Genomic DNA, 24,776 nt, shown 5'->3' with positions numbered 1-24,776 from the left:
AGTTTCATTCATCGGATTTGCTTTCCGCTTTGCCGCCCCGGTCTCCCGCGGCGACTCCGGAACTGTACGGGGACCGGCCCGCCACATGCAAATCGCCCCTGCCCGGGGGTCCGGGCAGAGGCGATCAGTGCCGGTCGATGCCGGTCGGAGCCGGGTCAGCGGACCTCGGTGATCTCCGGACCGCGCGCGAACGGGTCGAGCGAGGTGCCGCCGAAGCGGTTGTCGCCCTCGCCGGCGGCGGCGGCCCCGCCACCGTCGGCGACCATCTGGGCGTCCTCGGGAAGCTTCAGGACGATCGGGTCACGGGGAGCCATCGGGGACTCGCCGCGCACGACGACCGTCTGCCGGAAGACCTGCTCCAGGATCCCGGCCATCTCCGGCTGCACCGCGGCCTGGCCCGAGATCACACCGCGCAGGAACCAGCGCGGGCCGTCGCAGCCGACGAACCGCACCAGCTGCACCCCCTGGGTGCCGTCCGGCAGCTGCACCGGGACCTGGGCGCGGAGGTGCCAGCCGAGCGGGCCCTCCTCCTCCTCGATGAGGCCGCCCTGCGAGGTGATGCCGTTGGCGATCTCCTCCCGGACCTCCCCCCAGATGCCCTCGGACTTCGGGGCCGCGAAGGCCTGGAGCTGGATGGCGCTGTTGCCGAGCACGAGGGTGGCGGCCACGATCGCGTCACCGGCGACCTCGACGCGCAGCTCCATGCCCTCGACACCGGGGACCAGCAGACCCCCGAGGTCGACTCGCCCCTCCTCGGGGTTCTCGAGCTCGGAGTGGTCCCACGGACCGTCCGGCCGGGGGGCCGGCGGCAGGCCGACCCTGTCGGCCGGGTCCAGCTCGGTCACGTTCTCGCTCTCGGCGGAACCTTCGACGTCATCGGCCGTCTCGTCGGCGCTGATGGCGTCGTCGGCGAGCTGCTCGACAGCGTCCTCGCTCTTCTGGCGACGACGGAACACGGTCACTGTCCTTCCCGGTCCAAGACCGATGCGAATACCTGCTCGGCTTCCTGCGAGGCCGCGGGCATGCTAGACCGCGGCGTGGCCGCCGGTCGACCCGAACCCGCCCTCGGCACGTGCCGACCCAGGCAGCTCCTCCACCTCGTGGAAACGGGCCTTCTCGACCTGCTGGATCACCAGCTGGGCGATCCGGTCCCCTCGGCGGAAGCTGACCCCCTCGCGCGGGTCCAGATTGACGACGATCACCTTGATCTCTCCACGGTACCCGGCATCGACCGTCCCCGGGGCGTTCACGAGGGCAACGCCGCAACGAGCTGCGAGCCCGGACCTGGGGTGGACGAAGGCCGCGTAGCCGTCCGGCAGGGCGACGGCGATGCCGGTGGGCAGGACGGCCCGCTCGCCGGGCGCCAGCTCGGCGTCGACGGTGGTGCGCAGATCGGCACCGGCGTCCCCGGGCTGCGCATAGGCGGGCAGCGGCAGCTCGGGGTCGATGCGCTTGATCAGGACGTCCAGCTGCGGGCGGGGGGTATCGCTCAAGGGTTCACCTCAAAGGCTCGTGCGCGCTTCATCAGATCCGGGTCGTCGAGGACCTTCTCGATGTCCTCGGGGCGACCGTGCGTGGTGAAGTGTTCCAGCTTCACCTGGATGAAGAGGGCCTGCGCGCGGACGGCGAGCGGTCCGTCCGGACCGCCGATCCGCGCCTCGGCTGCGCTGTAGATCTTGCGGCCGTGCACACCGGTGATCCAGGCGCGCAGGTGCAGCACCGAGTCGACGGGCACCGGGCTGAGGAAGTCGGTCTCCAGCCGGCCGGTCACGGCGGGGGCGTGCAGCAGCCAGTTGAGCGTGCCGAGGGTCTCGTCCATGGCGGTGGTCAGCAGCCCGCCGTGGGCCAGGCCCGGGCCGCCCTGGTGGGCGTCGCGGACGGCGAACTCGGCGGTGACGTCGAGTCCCTCGCCGGCGACCGCGTCGATCCGCAGGCCGCCGGGGTGCTGCGGGCCGCAGCCGAAGCAGTGCTCGTAGTGGGAACCGAGCCGGGTGCCGGGGGCGGGCGCCCGGGGGTGGCGCTCCGGCAGGACGGCGTCCGGCGGCGGGGTGGTCGGGGTCGGCGGCATGACGGGCGCCGGCCGGTCGGTGGGGGTGCTGGGGGCTGTCGTACCGGTCACGGGGGCCAACCCTACCCAGGGGTAGGGAGCCTCCGGTGGGGGTGGCGTCCCGCGCCGGACGTCAGGGCGACCACAATGGGGGGCATGTACGACGAACGCCTCACGGTGCCGCGTTCCTGGTGGCTGCTCCCGATCGCGGTGGGTCTCACGCTCGCGCTGATCCTGATCCGGGTCAGCGGTCCGGCCGCGCTGATCGGGCTGGTGGTCGGCATCGCCGCCGGCGCGGTCGCGATCAGCAGTTACGGCTCGGCCCGCATCCGCGTGGTCCAGGGCTCACTGGTGGCCGGCCCGGCCCGGATCCCGGTGGACGCGCTCGGCGACGCTCAGGCGCTGAGCCCCGCCGAGGCGGCGGCCTGGCGCGGCCCGAAGGCCGATCCGCGCGCCTTCATGCTGCTGCGCAGCTACGTCCCGACGGCGCTGCGGGTCGAGGTGACCGACCCGGCCGACCCGACGCCGTACCTCTACCTGTCGACCCGCTCGCCGATGAAGCTGGCGGAGGCCCTGGAGGACGCCCGGCGCGGCGCCCGCACCTGAGGCGGGCCCGAGCCGGCCGTGAGCCGGCCGGGCCCGGACCCGGGCCGGACGAAGGGGCCGGCCGGACGAACCGAAGAGGCCGGACAAACCGAGAGGGACGGTTCCGCTGCTGCGGGACCGTCCCTACGACTTTGTCCTGACCGGGTCTCCGGCCGACTCCGTCCTCCCGGGCCCGTCCTGCCGGACGGTACCCGGACCTGCCGTCCGGCCCCGCTGCCCGGGGCCGGAAGGAGCGGTGTGCCGGTCCCGCGGGCGCAGCCGCGGGCACCGGGCCCTGTCCGCCGCGGTGCTCAGGCGCCGCAGTCCCGGCAGATCGGGTTGCCGTTCTTCTCGCTGTAGAGCTGGCTGCGGTGGTGCACCAGGAAGCAGCTCATGCAGGTGAACTCGTCGGCCTGCTTCGGCAGGACACGGACGGCGAGTTCCTCGTTCGAGAGGTCGGCGCCGGGAAGCTCCATGCCCTCCGCGGCGTCGAACTCGTCGACGTCGACAGAGCCGCCGCCCTTGTCGTTCCGCCGAGCCTTGAGCTCTTCGATGCTGTCCTCGTTGACGTCATCGTCGGTCTTGCGTGGGGTGTCGTAGTCGGTTGCCATTTGTCGCTCTCCCCCTCCGGGTTGTGCGGTGTGTGCGGTATCTCCAGCGCACGTAACGCATGGGGGGTCGGTCTTGTGCCCGACCCGAGGCGGAGATTTTGCCTTACTTCAAGCCCTGTTACTCAATCGACACTCAGCCCGGGCTCCATCGGGGTGATCCCCGGGCCTGCGGAAGGCCTCACGCTGGGCCATCGCCGACCCCTGTCGGACCCGATAAACCAGACACGCACAGTGAGCAAGACCGGTGCGGGCGCCTGGGAAATCCCGTGCCCACCAGGGAGACCGACCGATCCCGTGGACCGGCCGGGGGCCGAAATCCGGTCACGGACGGCGATCGGCACCCCTGGGCCGGTGATCACTCTCCGGGGTTGCCCGGAATCGCGGAGCGACACGATGTGAGCTTGGTCACGTTAAGAATCTTCCTGGTCAAATCACGGAAAATCCACCCACTCCGACCGCCCGGTGCCGGGCCTCAGCCGGCGGTCTTCCGAGCCGCGCGGCGGGCCAGCAGGGCGGCCTGGCGCTCCTCGAACTTCCGGGCCTGGTCGTCCAGCCCGTCCAGGAAGACGCCCAGCTCGTTCTGCGCCAGCAGGCCCTCCGGGCCGAGCCCGCCGATCTCCATGACCCTGAGGTGGCGCAGCACCGGCTGGAGCACGTCGTCGTGGTGGATGCGCAGGTTGTACACCCCGCCGATGGCGATCTGCGCGGCGGCGCGCTCGAAGCCGGGGATTCCGTGGCCGGGCATCCGGAAGTCGGTGACCACGTCGGCGACGGCCCGCATGGCCTGGTCCGGGGCGATCTCCAGGGCGGCCTTCAGCAGGTTCCGGTAGAAGACCATGTGCAGGTTCTCGTCGTTGGCGATCTTCGCCAGCAGCTGCTCGCAGAGCGGGTCGCCGGCGTACTTGCCGGTGTTGCGGTGCGCGATGCGGGTGGCGAGCTCCTGGAAGGCCACGTACGCGACCGAGTGCAGCATGCTGTGCGCGTTGTCGGACTCGAAGCCCTCGGACATGTGGCTCATCCGGGCCCGCTCCAGCTCCACCGGGTCGACCGCCCGGGTGGCGAGCAGGTAGTCGCGGATCGCTATCCCGTGGCGCCCCTCCTCGGCCGTCCAGCGGTGCACCCAGGTGCCCCAGGCGCCCTCGCGGCCGAACATGGTCGCGATCTCGTGGTGGTAGCTGGGCAGGTTGTCCTCGGTCAGCAGGTTCACCACCAGCGACACCCGGCCCACCGAGGTCACCTGGGACTGCTCCAGCGACCAGGCCTCGCCGCCCAGCACGCCGTCGAAGTCGCGGCCCTGGCTCCACGGGACGAACTCGTGGGGCATCCACTCCTTCGCCACGGACAGGTGGCGGTTGAGCTCCTTCTCGACGACCTCTTCGAGGGCGAGGATCAGCCGCGCGTCGGTCCAGCCGCTCGCGACGAGCGGGGAGCTGCTGCTCTGCACAGGGGCGATGGTCACGGTCTTGCTCCTGAGGGGACGGCACGCGCTGGGACGGGCGCGTTGAGACGGGGACACTTCGTGCGGACCCGCCGGCGGGCCGCCGACGGATTCACCTACGGTTGCGTAGGTTACGACACCGTAAGTTGCTTGGGCCGGAAAAGACAAGCCGCCCCCGCCAGGCCTTATGTCGTCTTGACGGGCCTGGCGGGGGCGGCTGGGAACGGTCGCCTACGGAAGGGTCGTTCGACCCTTACGGAGAGGGGATGCGGACCCTCATGGTGAGTCCGCCACCGGCGCGCGGCGTGGCCTCGATGGTGCCGCCGTGGGCGCGCACCACCGAGCGGACGATGGACAGGCCGAGTCCGACCCCCTTGTCGCTGCGGGTGCGATCGGCGCCCTTGATCCGGCGGAACGGCTCGAAGATGTGCTCCAGCTCGTACCCGGGCACCACCGGGCCGGTGTTGGAGACCACCAGCTCGCCGCCGCCGGGCACCGCCGTGGTGGCCAGCTCGACCCAGCCCCCCGGGGTGTTGTAGCGCACGGCGTTCTGCAGCAGGTTGAGCGCGAGGCGCTCCAGCAGCACGCCGTTGCCGGCGGCCATGGCCGGATCGAGCTTCGAGCGCAGCTCGACCTCGCGCTTGTCGGCCTCGCCGCGGGTCTGCTCCAGCGCCCGGGTGGCCACCTCGGACAGCTCCACCGGGCGCCGGTCGGTCAGCTCGTTCTCGCTGCGGGCGAGCAGCAGCAGGCCCTCGACCAGCTGCTCGCTGCGCTCGTTGGTGGCCAGCAGGGTCCTCCCCAGCTGCTGGAGGTCGGACGAGGCCGCCGGGTCGGAGAGCTGGACCTCCAGCAGGGTGCGGTTGATCGCCAGCGGGGTGCGCAGCTCGTGCGAGGCGTTGGCGACGAAGCGCCGCTGGGAGTCGAAGGAGCGGTCCAGCCGGTCCAGCATGCCGTCGAAGGTGTCGGCGAGCTCCTTGAGCTCGTCGTCCGGGCCGTCCAGCTCGATCCGGCGGTGCAGGTCGGAGGAGGCCACGTCGCGGGCGGTGCGGGTGATCCGGCCGAGCGGGCGCAGCACCCGGCCGGCCATCGCGTAGCCCGCCGCGAAGGCGATCACGGCGAGGCAGACCAGCATGGTCAGCGACTTGCGCAGCAGGGTGTTGAGCGCGGAGTTGGAGCGCGCCAGGTAGTCGGCGGCCTGCCACTGGTTGTAGTCCGTGCTGTTCATGGTGGTGCTGACGCCGTCGGGGCTGGTGACCCGGAGGCTGCCGTCGAAGACCAGCTTGCGCGGCGCCAGGTACGAGACGGCGTCCTGGAAGAACACGTACATCAGGAGCAGCAGCACCACGCCGGCCATCAGGAACATCCCGCCGTAGAGCAAGGTGAGCCGCATCCGGATGGTGGGGCGGAAGGGCAGCCAGGCGAGCATGCCGTCGCCGGGGGTGTAGTGCCCGGGGCGGTGGACGCGCGGCGGGGTCAGGGGCTTCGGCGGGACGGCACGCGGGCCGCCGGCGGGCGCGCCGGAGGCCCCGCCGGCCGGGGGCGGGGTGGTCATGATGGTCCTCTCGGGGCGTCCGCCGGGGCGGGCGCGTACGGCGGGGAGTCCGGGGTCGGGCGGACTCCGGTCGTCAGATCCGGTAGCCGGAGCCCGGCACGGTGACGATCACCGGCGGGTCGCCGAGCTTGCGGCGCAGCGTCATCACGGTGACGCGCACGACGTTGGTGAACGGGTCGGTGTGCTCGTCCCAGGCCTTCTCCAGGAGCTGCTCGGCCGAGACGACGGCGCCGCCGGCCCGCATCAGCACCTCCAGGACGGCGAACTCCTTGGGGGCGAGCTGAACGGTGCGTCCGTCGCGGATCACCTCGCGCCGGCCGGGGTCGACCGAGATGCCGGCGCGTTCCAGCACCGGGGGCAGCGGGACGGTCGCGCGGCGGCCCAGCGCCCTTACCCGGGCGACGAGTTCGCTGAAGGCGAACGGCTTCGGAAGGTAGTCGTCCGCGCCGATCTCCAGGCCCTCGACCCGGTCGCTGATGTCGCCGGAGGCGGTCAGCATGATCACCCGGGTGGCCAGGCCCTGCTCGACCACCTTGCGGCAGACGTCGTCCCCGTGCACCAGCGGAAGATCGCGGTCCAGGACGACGACGTCGTAGTCGTTGACCGCGATGCGCTGGAGCGCGGCCTCCCCGTCGTACACCACGTCGACGGCCATCGCCTCGCGGCGCAGGCCGGTAGCGACGGCCTCGGCGAGCAGCTGCTCGTCCTCGACGACGAGAACCCGCACGGTCGTTGTCCCTTCTCCAGGCCGGCCCCGGAAAGCGGACGCACGGCTCCGACGGTGCCTCCATCCTGCCTGGTCCGGCGGTAAAGCAGCGATAAGCTGCCCCTCGGGCACGGAGCCGGAGCCCCCGGCCGTCACCGTTCGCACCCGCAGCACTCCGCTTGGACTGTGACACAGGCAACTTTCTTCCGCCGGGAGGTTTCCCGCCCTCCGGGGCGGGGAGGACAGCTGCACACCCGCGATCTGGCTGACGGCCGGTCGCACCCACCCGCCGTGCGTTCATCCGCGCCGGCCCTGGGGCTGGGACATCACCGGGAGCGGCCGAAGGGCCGTCTCCGCACCTATCCGGACCTTCACCACCATCCGGGCTCGGTGCTTTCACCGGCTGGACCTCCTCGGGGCGGAGAGCGCACGACCGTGCACGTCCGACACAGTAAGGGGGCCCGTATGGACGCCTTCAAGGCCGGAATCCTGCAGCGCATAGCCAACGCCGAGCAGGATCTGCACCGCGCGATCGAGGCCGGGGACGAGTTCCTCGCCGAGGTGGAGCAGTCCGAGCTGGACGACCTCCGCCGACTCGCCGCCGAGCACGGCGTGGACACGGTGCTGGAGCGCCACCGCACCGCTGCCTGACCCGTCCGGCACACCGACCAGTCGCCGGATCTCCGGCACCAGCGGCCCTGCGGGGGCCGTGCGAAACCCAGGCCCTGGCATTCCCCGTATGCCAGGGCTCTTCGCATGTCCGGGGCCGCACCGCCCACGCCCGTGGGTTCCGCGGGCGGGGCGGGGCGGAACCGGTCAGTCCGCCCAGGCGCGCAGCGCGGCCAGCCGCTCCTGGAGCGGCTCGTACACCCCGGGGGCGGCGGCCACGGTCAGCTCGCCGTCGGGGCCGTGCCCGGGACGGCCGCCGACCAGGACCCCGGCCTCGGCGGCGATCAGGCAGCCGGCCGCCCGGTCCCAGGGGGCGAGGCCGCGCTCGTAGTAGCCGTCCAGCCGCCCGGCGGCGACGTCGCACAAGTCCACCGCGGCCGCCCCGCCCCGGCGGATGTCGCGCACCTGCGGCATCAGTGCCAGCAGCACCTCGGCCTGCCGGACCCGCACCGACTGGACGTAGTTGAAACCGGTGGCGATCAGCGCCTGGCCCCAGGGCGGGGCGGGGCGGGCCGAGACCGGCCGGCCGTCGAGGCGGGCACCGCGGCCCAGGACGGCGTGGAACAGCTCGCCGCGGGCCGGGGCGTACACCACGCCGACGACCGCGCGGCCGTCCACCTCGGCGGCCACGCTGACCGCCCAGGAGGGCAGCCCGTACAGGTAGTTGACCGTCCCGTCGAGCGGGTCCACGACCCAGCGGACCCCGCTGGTGCCCGGCCGCTCGGCGCCCTCCTCGCCGAGGTAGCCGTCCTCCGGGCGGCGGTCGGTGATCAGCTCCAGGACGAGCTTCTCCGAGGCGAGGTCCATCTCGGTGACCACGTCGACCGGGCTGCTCTTGGTGCCGGCCACGCCGAGGTCGGCGGGGCGGCCGTCGCGCAGCAGCGCGCCGGCCTGCCGGGCCGCGTCGAGGGCGACCTCCAGCAGGTCGTCGAGGAGCCGGTCGTCGGGCAGGGCGGGGGTGGGCACGGGGTTCTCCTCCGGAGCGACGGGACGGACGGGACGCGCGGGACGGACAGGGCGCGCGGGACGGGCGGTCAGTGCTCGGCGACGGCCGGACGCGGGGCGCGCGGGTTCGGGCAGCAGGCCACCGCGCACACGTCGTGGCTGGGGCCGAGGGTGCCGAGGGCGCAGCGGGTCACCCGCTCGCCGCGCTCGACGGCGGCCCGCTCCAGGACGAGCTCGCGCACCGCCGCGGTGAACCGGGGGTCGGCGCCGACGGTGGCGGCCCGGGCCACCGGCAGGCCGAGCTCGGCGGCCTTGGCCACGGCCTCGGTGTCGAGGTCGTACTTGACCTCCATGTGGTCGGAGACGAAGCCGATCGGAACCATGACCACGGCGGGCGCGCCGTCGGCGTGCTGGGCCTCCAGGTGGTCGCAGACGTCGGGTTCCAGCCACGGGGTGTGCGGGGCCCCGCTGCGGCTCTGGTACACCAGCTCCCACGGCCGCTCGGCCACGCCGGTGCGGTCGGCCACCGCGGCGGCGATCAGCCGGGCCACGTCCAGGTGCTGGGCGACGTACGCGCCGCCGGGCTCGCCGCGGGCCGGGTCGTCCGGGGCGCCGGAGGTCTCGGCCATCGAGTCCGGGACGGAGTGGGTGGTGAACGCCAGCCGGGCGCCGGGGCGGACGGCCTCGGGCAGCTCCTCCAGGGCGGCCAGGACGGCGTCGGTCATCGGCTCGACGAAGCCCGGGTGGTTGTAGAAGTGCCGCAGCTTGTCGAACCGCAGAGCGGGCACGCCCTCCTCTGCGAGCGCGGCCAGCGCGTCGGCCAGGTTCTCCCGGTACTGGCGGCAGCCCGAGTAGCCGGCGTAGGCGCTGGTGGCGAGCACCGCGATCCGGCGGTGGCCGTCGGCAGCCAGCTCCCGCAGGGTGTCAACCAGGTAGGGCGCCCAGTTCCGGTTGCCCCAGTAGACCGGCAGGTCCAGCCCGTGCTCGGCGAAGTCCTTGCGCAGCGCGGCGAGCAGCTCGCGGTTCTGCCCGTTGATCGGACTGACCCCGCCGAACATGAAGTAGTGCTTGCCCACCTCCTTCAGCCGCTCCTTGGGGATGCCGCGGCCGCGGGTGACGTTCTCCAGGAACGGGACGACGTCCTCGGGGCCCTCGGGCCCGCCGAAGGAGAGCAGCAGCAGGGCGTCGTACGGGGCGGCGCCGGAGGGGGAGGGTTTGCGCGCGTCGGACATGGCACCGATCCTGCCACTGAGGGGCCGAGCGCCGTCGCGGGGGCCGCGCGGGTGTCCGGAAAATACCGTTTGCCAACGTACGTAAGCTGTGTTTGCCAGCCTTGTTCCTTACTCCCCCTGCCCGGAGCTCCCGTGCTGTCCAGCTACCGCCAGATATTCGCCTCCCCCGGCACTCTGGCCTTCTCCTCCACCGGCTTCGTCTCCCGACTGCCGATCTCCATGACCGGGATCGGCATCGTGACCATGCTGTCCCAGCTCAGAGGCTCCTACGGAGTGGCCGGCCTGGTCTCCGCCTGCCTCGCGGTCTCCGCCGCGATCCTCGGCCCCCAGGTCTCCCGGCTGGTGGACCGGCACGGCCAGCGGAGGATCATCGTCCCCGCCATGGCGCTCACCATCGTCGCCGTCACCGGCCTGCTGCTCTGCGCCCGGCTGGAGGCCCCGGACTGGACGCTGTTCCTCTTCGCCGCCGGCATGGGAGTGATGCCCAGCACCGGTGCGATGGTCCGCGCCCGCTGGGCCCACCTCTACCGCGAGGACACCGGCAAGCTGCACACCGCCTACTCCTTCGAGGCCGTGGTCGACGAGGTCTGCTTCATCGTCGGCCCGATCCTCTCCATCGGCCTGGCCACCTCCGTCTTCCCCGAGGCCGGCGTGCTGCTCGCCGGGATCTTCCTCGCCGTCGGCGTGCTGCTGTTCGCCGGGCAGCGCTCCACCGAGCCGCCGGTCCACCCGGCCGCCCGGCACGCGGGCGGCTCGGTCATCCTCAACCGCGGCCTCCAGGTGCTGATCGTGACCTTCGTCGCCACCGGCGCGATCTTCGGCTCGGTCGAGGTGGTCACCGTCGCCTACGCCGAGGCCCAGGGCCACAAGTCGATCTCCAGCGTGATCCTCGCCCTGTGGGCGCTCGGCTCCTGCCTGGCCGGGGTGGTCTTCGGGACCCTCAAACTCACCGGCTCGATGGCGGTGCGCTTCCTCGTCGGCGTCCTGTTCATGGCGGTCAGCATGGTGCCGCTGCTGCTGGTCGCCCACGCGGTGCACGGCGTCGGCGGGCTGGTCGCGGTCGGCGCCGCGCTGCTGATCGCCGGCATCGCCATCTCCCCCACCCTGATCACCGCGATGGCCCTGGTCGAACGGCTCGTCCCGGCCTCCCAGCTGACCGAGGGCATGACCTGGACCACCACCGGCCTGGCCCTCGGCGTCGCGGTCGGGTCCTCGGCCGGCGGCTGGGTGGTCGACGCCTCCGGAGCCGCCGCGGGCTACTGGGTGCCGCTGGCCGCCGGCCTGCTCGGCGTGGTCGCCGCCCTCGCCGGCCTCGCCCGGCTGCGCGCCGGACTGGCCACCGAACCCACCGCCGAGGCGGCCGCCGACGGGGCCGGACGACCCGTAGACGCCGACCGGTGAACTGACTAGTCTCTCGCCCTACCCGCGGGCCGTACCGGCGGGTAGGGCGGTAGCGCCGCCCCGGACCGCGCCGACCCGTTCGGCCACGGAGCAGGAGGCAGCGCAATGCCCCAGGCCAGTACCGCGACCCCCACCCGGTGGACCAACTGGGCCGGCAACCAGAGCGCCCGGCCCGCCCGGGCCGCCGCCCCCGGCACCGCGGAGGAACTGGCCAAGGAGATCCTGCGGGCCGCCGAACAGGGCCGCACCGTCAAGGCCGTCGGCTCCGGCCACTCCTTCACCTCCATCGCCTCCGCCGGCGACGGCGTCCAGATCCGCCCGCACGCGCTCACCGCCGTCCGCGGGATCGACCGCGAGGCCGGCACCATCACCGTCGAGTCCGGCCTCCCGCTGCACCGGCTCAACCGGGTCCTCGCCGCCGAGGGCCTCTCGCTGACCAACATGGGCGACATCGAGGTCCAGACCGTGGCCGGCGCCACCAGCACCGGCACCCACGGCACCGGCCGCGACTCCGGCTCGCTGGCCGCCCAGATCCGCGCCCTGGAGATCGTCCTCGCCGACGGCACCGTCCGGCACTGCTCCCCCACCGAGAACCCCCGGCTCTTCCAGGGCGCCCGGCTCGGCCTCGGCGCCCTCGGCGTGATCACCGCGCTCACCTTCGGCGTCGAGCCGGCCTTCCTGCTCACCGCGCACGAACAGCCGATGGGCTTCGACGAGGTGCTGGAGCGCCTGGACGACCTCACCGCCGTCAACGAGCACTTCGAGTTCTACTGGTTCCCGCACACCGACCGCTGCGCCACCAAGCGCAACAACCGCAGCCAGGGCCCGGCCGCCCCGCTGCCCCGGTTCAAGGAGTGGCTGGAGGACGACTTCCTCTCCAACACCGTCTGGGAGGGCGCCTGCCGGGTCGGCCGGCGCTTCCCCGGCTCGATCCCCTCGATCGCCTCGATGGCCAGCCGGGCCTGGTCCGAACGCAGCTTCACCGACACCGCGTACAAGGTGTTCACCAGCCCGCGCAAGGTCCGCTTCGTGGAGATGGAGTACGCGGTGCCGCGCGCGGCCGTCGGCGAGGTGCTGCGCGAACTGAAGGCCCTGGTCGAGCGCTCCGACTGGAAGGTCAGCTTCCCGGTCGAGGTGCGCTTCGCCCCCGCCGACGACCTCTGGCTCTCCACCGCCTCCGGCCGGGACAGCGCCTACATCGCCGTCCACCTCTACCGGGGCACCGCCGACCAGGGCTACTTCACCGGCGTCGAACAGCTGATGACCGCCCATCAGGGCCGGCCGCACTGGGGCAAGCTGCACACCCGCGACGCCGAGTACCTGGCCGGCGTCTACCCGCGCTTCGGCGACTTCACCGCGCTGCGCGACGAGGTCGACCCGCAGCGGGTGTTCGGCAACGACTACCTGCGCCGGGTGCTGGGCGCCCAGCGCATGTCCTAGGAGGTCACGGCGGTCCCGTCGGCCGACGGGGCCACCGGTGCCTTCGCCGGTTCCTTCAGCGGCTCCCTCGCCGGGGCGTCGCTCGGCGCCGGCGGCTGCGGGGTCGTCCCGCCGCCGGGCTTCCCGCCGCCCGCCGACGGGGAGGCGCCGGCCGACGGGGTCGCGCCCGGGCCCGCCGAGGGCGAGGCCGTCCCCGCGCCGGTGCTCGGCGTGTCGCCCGGCTCCCGGCTCGGCCGGGTGGTCGCCGGGGCCGAGGCCCCGCCGGACGGCGCGGTGTCCTGGCCCGGGCGGCCGCCCGGGGCGGGCCGGTCCGTCGGGGCGTCCTGCGGCCGGTCGGACTTGTCGGACTTGGACGTCAGCGCCCCGCCGAAGGACGTGCCGTTGCCGGACTCGCCCTTGACCGTCGCCGACACCGGCTGCCCGGTGGCCAGTTCGAACGCCACGATCGGCGCCATCGCCAGCACGAAGACCAGCCCGGACACCGCCGCGTACGTCTTCCAGCCCCACCGCCGGCGCGCCCGCACCACCTGCGGCTCGCTCCATTCCGAGGTGATCACCGGCGGCTGCGCCCGCGTCCCGGACGGCCCGGTCTCCACCGGCGCCTGCCGCAGGGTGTTGGCGGCCTGGTTCGGCCCCCGGTCCACCGCCTCGCGCAATTGCTCACCGGTCCGCTTGAAGATGTGCTGGAACACCGCGCCACCGGTGGTGGCCCCGATGCTCACCACGGCGGCGCCCAGGATCGTGCCGTACACCCCCAGCTCGGAGGCCAGCAGCGCGCCCACCACCGTGGCCAGCGCACTCGCCGCGACCTGAGCCACACTCAGATCGATGCGCCTGCGCTCCTCCTTGACCTTTCCGCCCTCCTCGGCGGGGCTCCGCTCCGGCATCAACATCCCTCGGTCCGTACGACTGTTCCTCGAACAAGGCTCTCCATCTTGCACAAAGAAGGACACAAGGGACGAAAATGCGGTTCTCCGCACCCGGATTGTGTGAAGATGATCACCGTTCATCCGACGGTGGTCCGCCATTGGGGGAGCGCGCTCTTGAGATTCCCGTGAATCGCGGGAGACTTGAGCGGCGAGCCGCCCCGCTGGATGCCACGAATGGAGTACTGTTCGTAAAGCCCGAGCCTTGGGTCGACTTGTCGACTACGTCTACACCGGTAGCTTGACGAGGAGCCACTGAACGGGCACGCACGGCGACGCCGGTCCCGGATCGTCGCGAACACTCCGCGTGCGAGGACGGCCGGGACACCCAGGCGCGACGCCGACGGACGGCGTGGCAAAAAGGCAACCGTGCCACAGCGGCGCGCGCGGGCATAAGCCCGACACGCCGGGGAACTCAGCAAGGTTGTGGCCAGTCGCCAGTGGGCAGGCCACACTCAGTACGGGAGCAGCGACGCAGGTGACGTCGGCAGGCACCACCCGGGAGGTAACCGTGCCCGAACTGCGGGTTGTGGCCGTCAGCAACGACGGCACACGGCTGGTGCTCAAGGCTGCCGACAGCACGGAGTACACCCTTCCCATCGATGAGCGGCTGCGTGCCGCCATCCGCGGGGACCGGCCGCGCCTCGGCCAGATCGAGATCGAGGTCGAGAGCCATCTGCGGCCCCGGGACATCCAGGCCCGGATACGAGCCGGTGCCTCCGCCGAGGAGGTCGCCCAGGCGGCCGGCATCTCCGTCGACCGCGTCCGCCGCTTCGAGGGCCCGGTGCTCGCCGAACGCGCCTTCATGGCCGAGCGCGCCCGCAAGACCGCGATCCGCCGCAACGGCGAGTCCCCCGGTCCGCAGCTCGGCGAGGCCGTCGCCGAGCGGCTCGCGCTGCGCGGCGCCGAGAAGGAGACCGAGCGCTGGGACTCCTGGCGGCGCGACGACGGCACCTGGGAGGTCATCCTCTCCTACCGGGCCGACGGCGAGGGCCGCAGCGCCTCCTGGACGTACGACCCGCCCCGGCGCCTGGTCCAGCCCAACGACGACGAGGCCCGCGCGCTGATCGGCGAGAACGTCGAGCGCGAGGAGGAGTCGGTCTTCCCGTTCATCCCGCGGATCGCCCGGCTCCCCCACGAGCGGCCGCCCCGCCCGATGATCGACCGGCCCTCGGCCGACCGCATCATGTCGGCCCGCGAGGTCCGCGAGTCGCGGGAGGCCACCGCCGAGGCCCGGGACTCCTTGACCAGCCTGCTCGACGTGGTCCCCGCCTTCCGCGGCGACCTCGCCGTCGGCGCCCCCGCCCCGATCGAACCGGTGCCCGCCGAGGTCGCCGAGGAGAGCGAGGAGGCCGCTGCGGCGGCCGCCCCGGCCGTCGGCGCGGGCTCGGCCTACGCCGACATCCTGATGCCGCGCGCCGTCGCCCCGCACCGTGAGCGCCTGGTCGGCACCACCGACCGGCAGGCCGAGGCGGACGGCGTCCGGCCCGGGCGCCGGGCCACCGTGCCCAGCTGGGACGAGATCGTCTTCGGCAGCCGGCGCAAGAAGCAGGAGTAGTAGCGCAGCAGCAGCACGGTGGTAGGGGGCGTCGGCCGGGCCGGCGCCCCCTGGGGCGTGTCCGACCATTCGCCGCGCACCCGGCGGGAATGGTCGGACACGCCCTAGCGCTGCGCACCCGTCGGGGGATCCCGCCGCAGGGTGCGCGCCGGCTCAGCCCGGCTGCTCGGTGACCGCCACCGGACGCGACTCGTCGCTCGACCACTCGCTCCACGAGCCCGGGTACAGCACGGCCGGCAGACCCGCCACCTCCAGCGCCAGGATCTGGTGCGCCGCCGTCACGCCCGAACCGCAGTACACCGCGGTCTCCCGCTCCCCCGCACCCAGCGCCCGGAACCGGGCGGCCAGCTCGGCGGCCGGCCGGAACCGGCCGTCCGGGCCCACGTTCCCGGCCGTCGGCGCCGAGACCGCGCCCGGGATGTGCCCGGCCCGCGGGTCCACCGGCTCGCTCTCGCCCCGGTAGCGCTCCCCGGACCGGGCATCCAGCAGCAGGCCGCCGCGCGCCAGGGCCGCGGCGCCGTCCCCGTCCACCGTCGGCAGCTGCCCCGGCACCGGCTTGAAGTCGCCCTCCCCCGGCTCCGGCAGCTCGGTCGACACCGGCAGCCCGGCCCCCTGCCAGGCCGCGAACCCGCCGTCCAGCACCCGGACGTCCCGGTGCCCGGCCCAGCGCAGCAGCCACCAGGCCCGGGCCGCCGCCATCGAGGCCGCGCCGTCGTACACCACGACCGGGCGCAGCGCACTCACCCCGAAACGGCGCATCGCCGCGCCGAACTCCTCCGGGTCCGGCAGCGGGTGGCGACCGCCCCGGCCGGGGGCGCCGGGCGGGGCGGCCAGGTCCCGGTCCAGCTCGACGAAGTGGGCGCCGGGCAGGTGACCGGCCCGGTACTCCTCGGCCGCGGTCGGGCCGCCCGGCGCGGCGCCGACCAGCTGGTAGCGCACGTCCAGCAGCACCGGCGGCAGCGCGGAGGCCAGCGCCTCCCGCAGCTCGGCCGCGGAGATCAGCGGGGAACCGTCGTTGTAGGTGGTGGTCATGGCGGCCATTGTCGCGCAGCGCGGCCCCGGCGGCGGGGCATCCGGCTCCTTGTCGCGGTCCGACCCGCGAAATCCGACGGAATCCGTCGGGACACGCCCGAACCGCCGCTCTTTGTGGGGTCTTTGCCGGATTTTCCGCGCGGCCCGAGGGTTGGGCGCCCGCCAGAGTGGAAGCATCACCCTCGCGCGCGTGGATTTCCGTGCGCCAACCACCCACGAGGAGGCCCGCATTGCCCGCGGTGGAACTCCGACTGGCCCAGGGCACGCCCTGCTGGGTCAGCCTGCTGACCGACGACCTGCCCGGCGCCCGCGCCTTCTACGGCGCCCTGCTCGGCTGGACGTACACGCCCGGGCCCGGGCAGCTCGGCGACTACGTCCGGGCCGAGCTCGACGGGGCGCCGGTGGCCGGCCTCGGCGTCTCCACCGCCACCGGCTTCCCGGTGCAGTGGACCACCTACTTCGCCGTGGACGACGCCGACCGCACCGCCCAGCTGGTCCGCGAGTGCAGCGGGACCGTCGCCGTCGGACCGCTCCAGGCCGAACGCGCCGGGCGGATGGCCATCGCCGCCGACGTCTCCGGTGCGGTCTTCGGCCTCTGGCAGGGCGAGGAGCACCTCGGCCGGGAGGCCGGCCGCGAACCGGGCGCCCCGGCCTGGGCCGAACTGCTCACCCCCGACGCCCAGGGCGCCGCCGCCTTCTACTCCACCGTGTTCGGCTGCCCGGTCCGCTCCGCCGCGGACGAGACCGCGCTGCTGGTGCGCGGGCGGCCGGTCGCCGGCATCCGGCACCGCGCCGAGCTGCGCGGCCACCCGCCGCGCTGGCGCACCCACTTCGTGGTCCGCGACGCCGGGCTGGCCGCCCGTCACGCCGTGGAGCTCGGCGGCCGGGTCCTGGTCGAACCGCACGACACCGCCCGCGGCCGCGCCGCCCGGCTCGCCGACCCGCAGGGCGGGCACTTCTCCGTGCTGGAAGTGATTCCGTAGCGGCCGCCACCGTCCGGGGGCGCCGGTGCCTGCGGGCCGCCGGCCCCCTCGGGCCTGCCGATCCCCTCAGGCCTGCTGCTCCTCGAAGGGCAGCACGTCCGGGGAGAGCACCGAGGCGCGCGCCGTCGCGGCGGTCAGCCGGCGGCGGTGGTGGCGGCGGCACAGCACCTCGTAGCCGACCTCGTCCCGGTCCACCGAGATGTCGCCGATCACCACCTGCGCGCCCTCGACCACCATCACCCCGCCGACCGTCCGGGCGTTGTGGGTGGCCCGGGCGCCGCACCAGCACAGCGCCTCGACCTGGAGCACCTCCACCCGGTCGGCCAGCTCGATCAGCCGCTGCGAGCCCGGGAACAGCCGGGTGCGGAAGTCGGTGGTGATGCCGAAGGTGTAGACGTCGATGTCCATCTCGTCCACCACCCGGGCCAGCTGGTCGACCTGTTCGGCCGCGAAGAACTGCGCCTCGTCGCAGATCAGGTAGTCCACCCGCCCGCCGGCCGAGATCCGCTGCACCACGTGCGCGTGGAAGTCGAAGTCGTCCGTCACCTCGACCGCGTCGGCGCGCAGGCCCAGCCGGCTGGAGATCGTCGCCGCGCCCGCCCGGTCGTTGCGGGTGAGGATCACGCCCTGCCGGCCGCGCGCGGTGTGGTTGTGGTCCATCTGCAGCGCCAGCGTCGACTTGCCGCAGTCCATCGTGCCCGAGAAGAACACCAGTTCAGCCATGGGTGGAGCAAAGGCCTTTCAAATCAAGGGAGTTCGGGCACAGATAAGTCAAGTGGGCGGCGCGGCCCGGCTAGCCGCGGACTTCGAGCAGCGGCACGAACTGCTCGACCGGGGTCATCGAACCGTGCAGACCGATCATCGCGGACTCACCGGGCTCGTTGCGGGAGGCGACGATCGCGATGTCGTCGCGCGCCGCGGCCACCACGTCGCCGATCCGGGCGTACACCCGCTCGTCCACCGTCGGACCGAACCAGCCCGCCTCGATCGCCCGGTCCCGGGTGGCCACCCACATCCGGTCGCCCAGCACCTCGCTCCAGACCGCGTGCACATCGGCCGCCGCACCCGGCACCGCGTACACGTGCCGGGCCCGGCCCTCGCCGCCGAGCAGGGCGACGCCGGCGCCCAGCTCCCAGTCCTCGTCGAAGTCGATCCGGTCCTCCGGCGCGATGTCGATCATGCCGTGGTCGGCCGTCACGTACATCGCCGAGCGCGGCGGCAGCTGCGCGGCCAGACGGCGGGCCAGCCGGTCCACCGCGTCCAGCGTCATCCGCCACTCGTCCGAGTCCACCCCGAAACGGTGGCCCGCACCGTCCAGCTCGCTGACGTAGGTGTACACCAGCGCCCGGTCGTGCTCGGCCAGCCAGGAGGCCGCCAGGTCCATCCGCTCCTCGCCCGTGGTGCGGCCGAGGAAGGTGCCGCCGGACAGCGCCACCCTGGTCAGCGGGGTCTGGGCGAACAGCGGGGACGAGACCTGTGCGGTCGCCACCCCGGCCTGGTGGGTGCGCTCGAAGACCGTCGGGTACGGCTGCCAGGCGTGCGGGTCGGTCGGCGGCTGCCAGCGCAGCTGGTTCATCAGGTAGCCGGCGCCCGGCACCGCCACCGTGTACCCGGCCAGGCCGTGCAGGCCCGGCGGCGTGCCGGTGCCGACCGAGGCCAGCGAGGTCGCCGTGGTCGACGGGAAGCCCGCGGTCAGCGGACGCCCGCTGCCGCCCAGCGAACTCCCGACGAGCGAGGACAGGAACGGCGCGTACTCGGGGTGGCGCAGCAGCAGCTCCCAGCCCAGGCCGTCCACCAGGAACACCACCACCCGGTCCGCCGGGGCGATCGGGAGCGTCGCGGTGAACCCGGGGACGCCCAGCCCCGCCGCCACCGAGGGCAGCAGGTCGCACAGCGAGCCGCTGCCGTACGGGGGCGCGGGGGCCGTGGCCGGGTCAAGGATCTCGAAGGCGTCGTAGCCGTCGGCAGGAACGAAGGACATGGAACCGGATTCGTAGCGGTGCGGTCGGTCGGATGCGGCGGAGCTCAGACCCGCGGGCTGGTGCTGATCGTCGCGTCGGACAGCGCCCGGGCGAACACCAGCGCCTGGGCCACCGTCTCCGGGCCGTCGCCGGCCTCGCTCACCCGCAGGGAGAGGTCGTCGGCCGTGGCCGAGCCGGTGTAGCCGTGGTCCGCCTCGCAGTTCGGGTCCGAGCAGCCGGCCGGCTCCAGGTCCAGGCGCTGCACCGCGCCCCAGCCGATCGTCAGCACCACCTCGCGCGGCAGGGTGCCCGGGGTGTACGTCTCGGGGTTCGCCACCATCCGGCTCAGCACGACCGAACCGATCCGGTCCAGCCGGACGCTCTCCGTCGACGTCGTCGCGAACGGCACCGCCGGGCTGCCCTCGGCCCCGGACTGCTCGTCGGTGTGGCTCACCACGAACCGGGTCGGGGTGAGCACCAGCACCGTCACGTGCCGGCGCACCTCGTTGGCGTCGAACGTCGTCTCCTGGTGCACCAGGTAGGAGCTGATCGGCTCCGGGCCCACCGCGGACTCGACCGCCTCGGACACCAGGGCCGGGTAGTAGCCGCTGCGCTCGATAGCCGAGCGCAGGTCCTGAGTGGTGGTGGTACCGGTCTTCGCCATATCTCCATCCTGGCATGGTCCGCCGACGAAGCGGGCGGCACGGCGCCGAGCTTCGGACAACAGCGCCCGGGCAGGGCGCAACCAAGGAAGGTTACAGCGTGCTCATCGCGCGCGGGCCCAGATCGCTGCGGACCGGCAGGGGTGCGACCCGTACCCGCGCCCCCAGGATCGCCAGTCCGTGCGGGGCCACGACCACCGGTTCGAGATCCACCGAGGCGATCTCCGGAACGTCGTCCACCAGCTGCGAGACCCGCAGCAGCAGCTCCTCCAGCGCGCCGGTGTCCACCGCCTCGGCGCCGCGCCAGCCGAACAGCAGCGGCGCCGCCCGGACCTCCCGGATCAGTCCGGCGACGTCCTGGTCGGTGGCCGGAACCAGCCGGTGCGCCGTGTCGCCCAGCAGTTCGGCCGGCGCACCGGCCAGGCCGAAGGAGAGGATCGCGCCGACCGCCGGGTCCACCGTGGCGGCGATCACGGTGTCCACGCCGCGCGGCGCCATCCGCTGGACCACCAGCTCGGCCTGCGCGGCGCCGCCGAGCAGCGCGTCCAGTTCGCGGTGGGCGCGGCGCAGGCCCGCCTCGTCGGTCAGGTCCAGCCGGACGCTGCCCAGGTCGGGGCGGTGGCGCAGGTGCGGGGCGGTCGCCTTGAGGGCCACCGGGTAGCCGAGCGTCCCCGCGGCCCGTACGGCCGTCTCCTCGTCCGGGGCCGGCCGCACCGGGGAGACGTCGATCCCGTAGCGGGCCAGCAGCTCCTGGGCCCCGGCCTCGGGCAGGGTGATCCGGGCGCCGCCGGGCTGGGTGCGCGCCGCGACCGCGGCCCGGGTGCTCAGCGCCGCCTCCACCAGCCGGCGGGCGCCGGGCTCGTCGATCCGGTCCAGCTCGGGGACGCGCGCCGTCTCCTCGGCCTCGGCCGTGCGGCGGCGCCACTGCGCGTAGTGCACGGCGTGGGTGAGGGCGTTCACGGCCCGCTCGGGCGCCGCGTAGGCGGGGATGCCGCCGGGACGCAGCCGGGTCGGCAGGTCGGTCAGCGCCAGGTGGGTGAGCAGCAGCGGCTTGCCCAGCTCCCGGGCGCGCAGGGCCGCTTCGAGCAGGGCGGCGGCGATCTCCGGGTCGTCCGAGCCCATCGCCGGGTCGTCCGAGCCCATCGCCGGGTCGTCCTCGCCGGTCAGCCGGCCGCCCATGAAGGCGTGGGCGGAGGTGCCGATCGGCGGGATGGCGACGGCGATCACCGCGTCCACGGCCGGGTCGGCGAGCGCGACGTCCAGGGCGATCCGGAAGTTCTCGCCGGTCGCGGCGGTGGTGAGGTCGACGGGAGTGCACGGGCGCAGGCCGGCGCTCAGCAGGGCGTCGTAGGTGAGCAGGCCGAGCGAGTCGGAGTTGCCGACCACCGCGACCCGGTCCCCCGGCGGCAGCGGCTGCTGGGCCAGCAGCTCGCCGGTGTCGTACAGCTCGGTGATCGTCGCCACCCGGGTGACGCCCGCCTGTTCGAACAGCGCGTCCACAGTGGCGTCGCGCAGGCCGGTGGCGGTGGCGGGGACGGCGTGGCCGGGCGGCAGGCTGCCGGTGTGCCGGGCGCCCTTGACCACCACGACCGGCTTGACGGCGGCCAGCCGGCGGGCGATCCGGGTGAACTTGCGCGGGTTGCCGAAGGACTCCAGGTACAGCAGCACCACCTGGGTGGCGTCGTCCTCGGCCCAGTACTGGAGGAAGTCGTTGCCGGAGACGTCGGAGCGGTTGCCGACCGAGGCGAAGGAGGAGACGCCGAGGCCGCGCTTGTGGGCGGCCTCCAGCAGGGCCACGCCGATCGCGCCGGACTGGCAGAAGATCCCGAAGCCGCCGCTACCGGGCAGGCGCGGGGCGAGCGAGGCGTTCAGCGGGTGCTGCGGGTCGGTGTTGATCAGGCCGAAGGCGTTCGGGCCGATCACCCGCATGCCGGCCGCGCGGGCCTGGCGGACCAGCGCGCGCTGGCGGTCCCGGCCTTCCGGACCGGTCTCCGCGTAGCCGGCGGTGACCACCACCAGGCCCTGCACCCCGTGGGCGCCGCAGTCGGCGACGGCGGCCGGGACGGCGCCCTCGGGGACGGCGATCACGGCCAGGTCCACCGGTCCGGGAATGTCCAGAATCGAACGGTGGACCGGGACGCCATCCAGCTCGGCGCCGGGCGCGGCGTTGCGGTTCACCGCGTACACCGCGCGGTCGGCCGGGGCGTCGTCCCCCAGCAGGTCGCGCAGGATGGCCCGGCCGACGGTCTGCGGGGTGCGGGAGACCCCGATCACCGCCACCGAACGCGGGGTGAGGAGCCGCTGCACGGAGCGCGCCTCGGCGCGGTGCTCGCGGGCGCGCATCACGGCGAGCGAGCGGTCGGTCTGTTCGAGGTCGAACTCCAGGTGCACCACGCCGTCGGCGAAGCTGCGGTGCTGGGTGTAGCCGGCGTCGGTGAAGACCTTCACCATCTTCCGGTTCTCCGGCAGCACTTCGGCCTGGAAGCGGCGGATGCCGCGCTCCTGCGCGACCGCCGCGATGTGCTCCAGCAGGGCGGAGGCCACGCCGCGGCCCTGGTGGGCGTCCTGCACGAGGAAGGCCACCTCGGCGTCGGTGCCGGTGTCGCAGGGGCGGCCCTCGGCGTCGATCCGGTCGTACCGGACGGTGGCGATGAAGCGGTCCCGGACCACCACCGCGAGGCCCACCCGGTTCACGAAGTCGTGGTGGGTGAAGCGGCGGACGTCCTTGTCGGAGAGCCGCGGATAGGGGGCGAAGAAGCGGAAGTACTTGGACTGGTCCGACACCTGCTCGTAGAACTCCACGAGCCGGCCGGCATCGGCGGGGGTGATCGGCCGGATCCGGGCCGTGCCACCGTCACGCAGCAGGATGTCCGCTTCCCAGTGCTGCGGATAGTCGGGTTGCGCGGGGTTCGCCACCGCGGGGTCTTCCACATTCGTCAGGTTATCCGGCGGCGGGCCGAATGGCGCCGGGCACGTGCTCGCGGCAGGGTGGACAGCGCCATCGACCGGGCTTTATGCCCCGAAAAGAAACAATCACAACTCCTGAACGCGGCGGTTTCCAGGGGCCGCCTGCGTGCAACACTGGTCTAGACAACATGGCCGCTTCCCCCGCTCCCCCGGAGCACGGCCGTGACCAGCTTCACCGGAAAGGCACGTCTCATGGCTGAGCGCCGCGTCACCATCGGTTGGGCCGAGGGCCTGCACGCCCGTCCCGCCTCCGTCTTCGTCCGGGCCGTCACGGCCACCGGCGTGCCGATCACCATCGCCAAGCCCGGCGGCAACCCGGTCAACGCCGCCTCCATGCTCGGCCTCCTCGGCCTGGGCGCCCAGGGCGGCGACGAGGTCATCCTCGCCTCCGACGCCGAGAACGCCGACGACGCCCTCGACCGCCTCGCCAAGCTCGTCTCCGAAGGCCTCGACGAGCTCCCGGCCGCGGCCTGAGCCTCGCAGCACACACCCGATCGGGGTGCCGCCACGGTGTGGCGGCACCCCGATCGGCTTTCGGTCAGCCCTTGACGCAGACGACCTGCTTGAGGTGCGCGACCACCTCGACGAGGTCCTTCTGCTGCTCGATGACCTTCTCGATGTTCTTGTAGGCGCCCGGGATCTCGTCCACCACGCCGCCGTCCTTGCGGCACTCCACGCCCTTGGTCTGCTCGACCAGGTCCTGGGCGGTGAACCGCTTCTTCGCCGCGGTGCGGCTCATCTTGCGGCCGGCGCCGTGCGAGGCGGAGTTGAACGACGACGCGTTGCCCAGACCGCGGACGATGTAGGAACCCGTCCCCATCGAGCCGGGGATGATCCCGAGGTCGCCGGAGCCGGCCCGGATCGCGCCCTTGCGGGTCACCAGCACGTCGACGCCGTCGTACCGCTCCTCCGCCACGTAGTTGTGGTGGCAGCTGATGACCTCGTCGAAGGTGACCTCCGCCTTGGTGAACTCGCGCCGGACGACGCCCTGGAAGAGCGCCATCATCAGCGCGCGGTTGTTCTTGGCGTACTCCTGCGCCCAGAACAGGTCCTGGCGGTAGGCGGCCATCTCCGGGGTCTTCGCCAGGAAGACGGCCAGGTCCCGGTCGATCAGGCCCTGGTTGTGCGGCAGCGCGCGGGCGACGCCCATGTGGTGCTCGGCCAGCTCCTTGCCGATGTTGCGCGATCCGGAGTGCAGCATCAGCCAGACCCCACCGGTCGTGTCAACACACAGTTCTATGAAGTGATTACCTCCGCCGAGCGTCGCCATCTGCTGCATCGCCCGCTCGCGGCGCCACTTGACGTCCTCCGCGATGCCGTCGAAGCGCCGCCAGAAGTCGTCCCAGCCCGCCGCGCGGAAGTCGTTCAGCTTGGACGGGTCGACCGGGTCGGTGTGCAGGCCTCGGCCGACCGGGATGGCCCGCTCGATCTCGCGGCGCAGGACGGAGAGGTCGTCCGGGAGGTCCTCGGCGGTGAGCGAGGTCTTCACCGCGCTCATCCCGCAGCCGATGTCGACGCCGACCGCCGCCGGGCAGACCGCGTCCTTCATGGCGATGACGGAGCCGACCGTCGCGCCCTTGCCCAGGTGGACGTCGGGCATCACGGCGAGGCCGTGCAGCCACGGCAGGGAGCTGATGTTGCGCAGCTGCTGGAGGGCCTGGCCCTCGACGGTGGCCGGGTCGGTCCACATCCGGATCGGAACGCGGACGCCGGGTACCTCGGTGTACGACATGGGTGAACGACCTCCAGGGGTCGGGTGGTTCAGGGAACGTGGTGCCGCGCGAGGAATCCCGGTGCGGCTCGGGGAAGTTCAGGGGGGTGGGGCTCAGGCGCCCGGGGCGACGGTGCAGGGGGAATACGGCCTCGGGGAGCGTCGTATGGCTTGCTCGACCCGCATGGTGACCGCCTCCCTTCCTTCGTCGCGGTGCGCGGTCCGCAGTCGCGGTGCGCGGTTCGCACGTGCTGTGCGCCGGGGAACATCTATCCACGGAACGGGTGCGGCCCGCAATGGATTTAAAAACGCGTCCGGCCCGGCGGAGCGGGTGCTCCACCGGGCCGGAC

At 73.3% G+C, this 24,776-nt stretch carries 23 protein-coding genes; 7 read left to right on the top strand and 16 right to left on the bottom strand.

Annotation, left to right across the window (positions count from 1 at the left end; genetic code table 11):
* Positions 1–155 precede the first annotated feature (155 nt).
* From ACWGKU_RS31755 to ACWGKU_RS31745, 3 genes are all read right to left on the bottom strand, one after another.
* The gene (locus ACWGKU_RS31755; RefSeq protein WP_380551264.1) at positions 156–956 is read right to left on the bottom strand and encodes a DUF3710 domain-containing protein; all 801 of its coding nucleotides are present in this window, start codon (positions 954–956) and stop codon (positions 156–158) included.
* 69 nt (positions 957–1,025) lie between these two features.
* Complete coding sequence (gene dut / locus ACWGKU_RS31750; RefSeq protein ID WP_030239204.1) at positions 1,026–1,493, bottom strand: dUTP diphosphatase; 468 nt, start codon at positions 1,491–1,493, stop codon at positions 1,026–1,028.
* Positions 1,490–2,068 carry a PaaI family thioesterase gene (locus ACWGKU_RS31745; protein WP_359913260.1) on the bottom strand — a complete coding sequence of 193 codons (579 nt, stop codon included), beginning with the start codon at positions 2,066–2,068 and terminating at the stop codon, positions 1,490–1,492. The genes dut and ACWGKU_RS31745 overlap by 4 nt, the downstream gene beginning before the upstream one ends.
* A gap of 135 nt (positions 2,069–2,203) precedes the next feature.
* Between ACWGKU_RS31745 and ACWGKU_RS31740 the strand changes: the two genes are divergently transcribed.
* On the top strand, positions 2,204–2,653 hold the full coding sequence (locus ACWGKU_RS31740; RefSeq protein ID WP_380350893.1) for a DUF3093 domain-containing protein: 450 nt from the start codon (positions 2,204–2,206) through the stop codon (positions 2,651–2,653).
* Between the two features lie 290 nt (positions 2,654–2,943).
* On the opposite strand, the gene ACWGKU_RS31735 is transcribed toward ACWGKU_RS31740, so the two are convergent.
* From ACWGKU_RS31735 to ACWGKU_RS31720, 4 genes are all read right to left on the bottom strand, one after another.
* Complete coding sequence (locus tag ACWGKU_RS31735; RefSeq protein ID WP_360355380.1) at positions 2,944–3,243, bottom strand: DUF4193 domain-containing protein; 300 nt, start codon at positions 3,241–3,243, stop codon at positions 2,944–2,946.
* A 472-nt stretch (positions 3,244–3,715) separates the two neighbouring features.
* Positions 3,716–4,702 (bottom strand): acyl-ACP desaturase, encoded by a 987-nt coding sequence (locus tag ACWGKU_RS31730; protein WP_401052801.1) that lies wholly within the window; start codon positions 4,700–4,702, stop codon positions 3,716–3,718.
* Between the two features lie 232 nt (positions 4,703–4,934).
* Positions 4,935–6,233, bottom strand: coding sequence for a sensor histidine kinase (locus tag ACWGKU_RS31725; RefSeq protein ID WP_380551270.1), 1,299 nt, complete (start codon positions 6,231–6,233; stop codon positions 4,935–4,937).
* 73 nt (positions 6,234–6,306) lie between these two features.
* Complete coding sequence (locus tag ACWGKU_RS31720; RefSeq protein ID WP_359913230.1) at positions 6,307–6,960, bottom strand: response regulator transcription factor; 654 nt, start codon at positions 6,958–6,960, stop codon at positions 6,307–6,309.
* Positions 6,961–7,404: 444 nt separating this feature from the next.
* Between ACWGKU_RS31720 and ACWGKU_RS31715 the strand changes: the two genes are divergently transcribed.
* A complete protein-coding gene (locus ACWGKU_RS31715; RefSeq protein ID WP_030057688.1) occupies positions 7,405–7,590 on the top strand; it encodes a hypothetical protein in 186 nt (61 codons plus the stop codon).
* A 165-nt stretch (positions 7,591–7,755) separates the two neighbouring features.
* Here the strand turns inward: ACWGKU_RS31715 and ACWGKU_RS31710 are convergent, their stop codons facing one another.
* Both ACWGKU_RS31710 and ACWGKU_RS31705 read right to left on the bottom strand, forming a co-directional pair.
* Positions 7,756–8,574 (bottom strand): inositol monophosphatase family protein, encoded by an 819-nt coding sequence (locus ACWGKU_RS31710; RefSeq protein WP_452177390.1) that lies wholly within the window; start codon positions 8,572–8,574, stop codon positions 7,756–7,758.
* A gap of 68 nt (positions 8,575–8,642) precedes the next feature.
* Complete coding sequence (locus ACWGKU_RS31705; RefSeq protein WP_401054867.1) at positions 8,643–9,785, bottom strand: ferrochelatase; 1,143 nt, start codon at positions 9,783–9,785, stop codon at positions 8,643–8,645.
* A 132-nt stretch (positions 9,786–9,917) separates the two neighbouring features.
* On the opposite strand from ACWGKU_RS31705, the gene ACWGKU_RS31700 reads away from it, so the two are divergent.
* The gene (locus ACWGKU_RS31700; protein ID WP_401054866.1) at positions 9,918–11,186 is read left to right on the top strand and encodes an MFS transporter; all 1,269 of its coding nucleotides are present in this window, start codon (positions 9,918–9,920) and stop codon (positions 11,184–11,186) included.
* 105 nt (positions 11,187–11,291) lie between these two features.
* Positions 11,292–12,626, top strand: a complete 1,335-nt coding sequence (locus tag ACWGKU_RS31695) for a D-arabinono-1,4-lactone oxidase (RefSeq protein WP_452177389.1) — start codon at positions 11,292–11,294, stop codon at positions 12,624–12,626.
* Here ACWGKU_RS31695 and ACWGKU_RS31690 read toward each other — a convergent pair.
* Complete coding sequence (locus tag ACWGKU_RS31690; RefSeq protein WP_452191653.1) at positions 12,623–13,513, bottom strand: hypothetical protein; 891 nt, start codon at positions 13,511–13,513, stop codon at positions 12,623–12,625. The two genes, ACWGKU_RS31695 and ACWGKU_RS31690, sit on opposite strands and share 4 nt — an antisense overlap.
* 517 nt (positions 13,514–14,030) lie before the next feature.
* Between ACWGKU_RS31690 and sepH the strand changes: the two genes are divergently transcribed.
* A complete protein-coding gene (gene sepH, locus ACWGKU_RS31685) occupies positions 14,031–15,110 on the top strand; it encodes a septation protein SepH (RefSeq protein WP_359913245.1) in 1,080 nt (359 codons plus the stop codon).
* Between the two features lie 153 nt (positions 15,111–15,263).
* Here the strand turns inward: sepH and ACWGKU_RS31680 are convergent, their stop codons facing one another.
* Positions 15,264–16,142: a sulfurtransferase gene (locus tag ACWGKU_RS31680; RefSeq protein WP_401051465.1), complete on the bottom strand. Its 879-nt coding sequence runs from the start codon at positions 16,140–16,142 to the stop codon at positions 15,264–15,266.
* A gap of 239 nt (positions 16,143–16,381) precedes the next feature.
* Here ACWGKU_RS31680 and ACWGKU_RS31675 point away from each other — a divergent pair, with 239 nt between their 5' ends.
* On the top strand, positions 16,382–17,125 hold the full coding sequence (locus ACWGKU_RS31675; RefSeq protein WP_401051475.1) for a VOC family protein: 744 nt from the start codon (positions 16,382–16,384) through the stop codon (positions 17,123–17,125).
* Between the two features lie 66 nt (positions 17,126–17,191).
* On the opposite strand, the gene ACWGKU_RS31670 is transcribed toward ACWGKU_RS31675, so the two are convergent.
* The 4 genes from ACWGKU_RS31670 to ACWGKU_RS31655 all read right to left on the bottom strand — a co-directional run bounded on the left by ACWGKU_RS31670 (position 17,192) and on the right by ACWGKU_RS31655 (position 22,679).
* Entirely contained in the window at positions 17,192–17,848 is a 657-nt protein-coding gene (locus ACWGKU_RS31670) for a thymidine kinase (protein WP_380551291.1), read from the bottom strand.
* 70 nt (positions 17,849–17,918) lie between these two features.
* Positions 17,919–19,106, bottom strand: coding sequence for an alkaline phosphatase family protein (locus ACWGKU_RS31665; RefSeq protein ID WP_359913253.1), 1,188 nt, complete (start codon positions 19,104–19,106; stop codon positions 17,919–17,921).
* Between the two features lie 44 nt (positions 19,107–19,150).
* Positions 19,151–19,750 carry a DUF5998 family protein gene (locus ACWGKU_RS31660; RefSeq protein WP_359913254.1) on the bottom strand — a complete coding sequence of 200 codons (600 nt, stop codon included), beginning with the start codon at positions 19,748–19,750 and terminating at the stop codon, positions 19,151–19,153.
* Positions 19,751–19,841: 91 nt separating this feature from the next.
* Positions 19,842–22,679: a bifunctional acetate--CoA ligase family protein/GNAT family N-acetyltransferase gene (locus ACWGKU_RS31655; protein WP_452177387.1), complete on the bottom strand. Its 2,838-nt coding sequence runs from the start codon at positions 22,677–22,679 to the stop codon at positions 19,842–19,844.
* Positions 22,680–22,907: 228 nt separating this feature from the next.
* Here ACWGKU_RS31655 and ACWGKU_RS31650 point away from each other — a divergent pair, with 228 nt between their 5' ends.
* Positions 22,908–23,189: an HPr family phosphocarrier protein gene (locus ACWGKU_RS31650; protein ID WP_049653316.1), complete on the top strand. Its 282-nt coding sequence runs from the start codon at positions 22,908–22,910 to the stop codon at positions 23,187–23,189.
* Between the two features lie 64 nt (positions 23,190–23,253).
* Here the strand turns inward: ACWGKU_RS31650 and ACWGKU_RS31645 are convergent, their stop codons facing one another.
* Positions 23,254–24,447 (bottom strand): RtcB family protein, encoded by a 1,194-nt coding sequence (locus ACWGKU_RS31645; protein ID WP_452177386.1) that lies wholly within the window; start codon positions 24,445–24,447, stop codon positions 23,254–23,256.
* Positions 24,448–24,776 lie beyond the last annotated feature (329 nt).

The sequence above is a fragment of the Kitasatospora sp. NPDC054768 genome, from assembly GCF_053612025.1.
Note: the sequence above shows the minus strand (reverse complement) of the source record. Positions and strands in the feature narration are given on the sequence as shown.

Coding starts and splice junctions, on each gene's coding strand:
- ACWGKU_RS31715 (WP_030057688.1), top strand. CDS start 7,405: ATGGACGCCTTCAAGGCCGGAATCCTGCAGCGCATAGCCAACGCCGAG.
- ACWGKU_RS31660 (WP_359913254.1), bottom strand. CDS start 19,750: ATGGCGAAGACCGGTACCACCACCACTCAGGACCTGCGCTCGGCTATC.
- ACWGKU_RS31725 (WP_380551270.1), bottom strand. CDS start 6,233: ATGACCACCCCGCCCCCGGCCGGCGGGGCCTCCGGCGCGCCCGCCGGC.
- ACWGKU_RS31740 (WP_380350893.1), top strand. CDS start 2,204: ATGTACGACGAACGCCTCACGGTGCCGCGTTCCTGGTGGCTGCTCCCG.
- ACWGKU_RS31690 (WP_452191653.1), bottom strand. CDS start 13,513: ATGCCGGAGCGGAGCCCCGCCGAGGAGGGCGGAAAGGTCAAGGAGGAG.
- ACWGKU_RS31650 (WP_049653316.1), top strand. CDS start 22,908: ATGGCTGAGCGCCGCGTCACCATCGGTTGGGCCGAGGGCCTGCACGCC.
- ACWGKU_RS31695 (WP_452177389.1), top strand. CDS start 11,292: ATGCCCCAGGCCAGTACCGCGACCCCCACCCGGTGGACCAACTGGGCC.
- ACWGKU_RS31705 (WP_401054867.1), bottom strand. CDS start 9,785: ATGTCCGACGCGCGCAAACCCTCCCCCTCCGGCGCCGCCCCGTACGAC.
- ACWGKU_RS31745 (WP_359913260.1), bottom strand. CDS start 2,068: ATGCCGCCGACCCCGACCACCCCGCCGCCGGACGCCGTCCTGCCGGAG.
- ACWGKU_RS31680 (WP_401051465.1), bottom strand. CDS start 16,142: ATGACCACCACCTACAACGACGGTTCCCCGCTGATCTCCGCGGCCGAG.
- ACWGKU_RS31735 (WP_360355380.1), bottom strand. CDS start 3,243: ATGGCAACCGACTACGACACCCCACGCAAGACCGACGATGACGTCAAC.
- ACWGKU_RS31645 (WP_452177386.1), bottom strand. CDS start 24,447: ATGTCGTACACCGAGGTACCCGGCGTCCGCGTTCCGATCCGGATGTGG.
- ACWGKU_RS31670 (WP_380551291.1), bottom strand. CDS start 17,848: ATGGCTGAACTGGTGTTCTTCTCGGGCACGATGGACTGCGGCAAGTCG.
- ACWGKU_RS31665 (WP_359913253.1), bottom strand. CDS start 19,106: ATGTCCTTCGTTCCTGCCGACGGCTACGACGCCTTCGAGATCCTTGAC.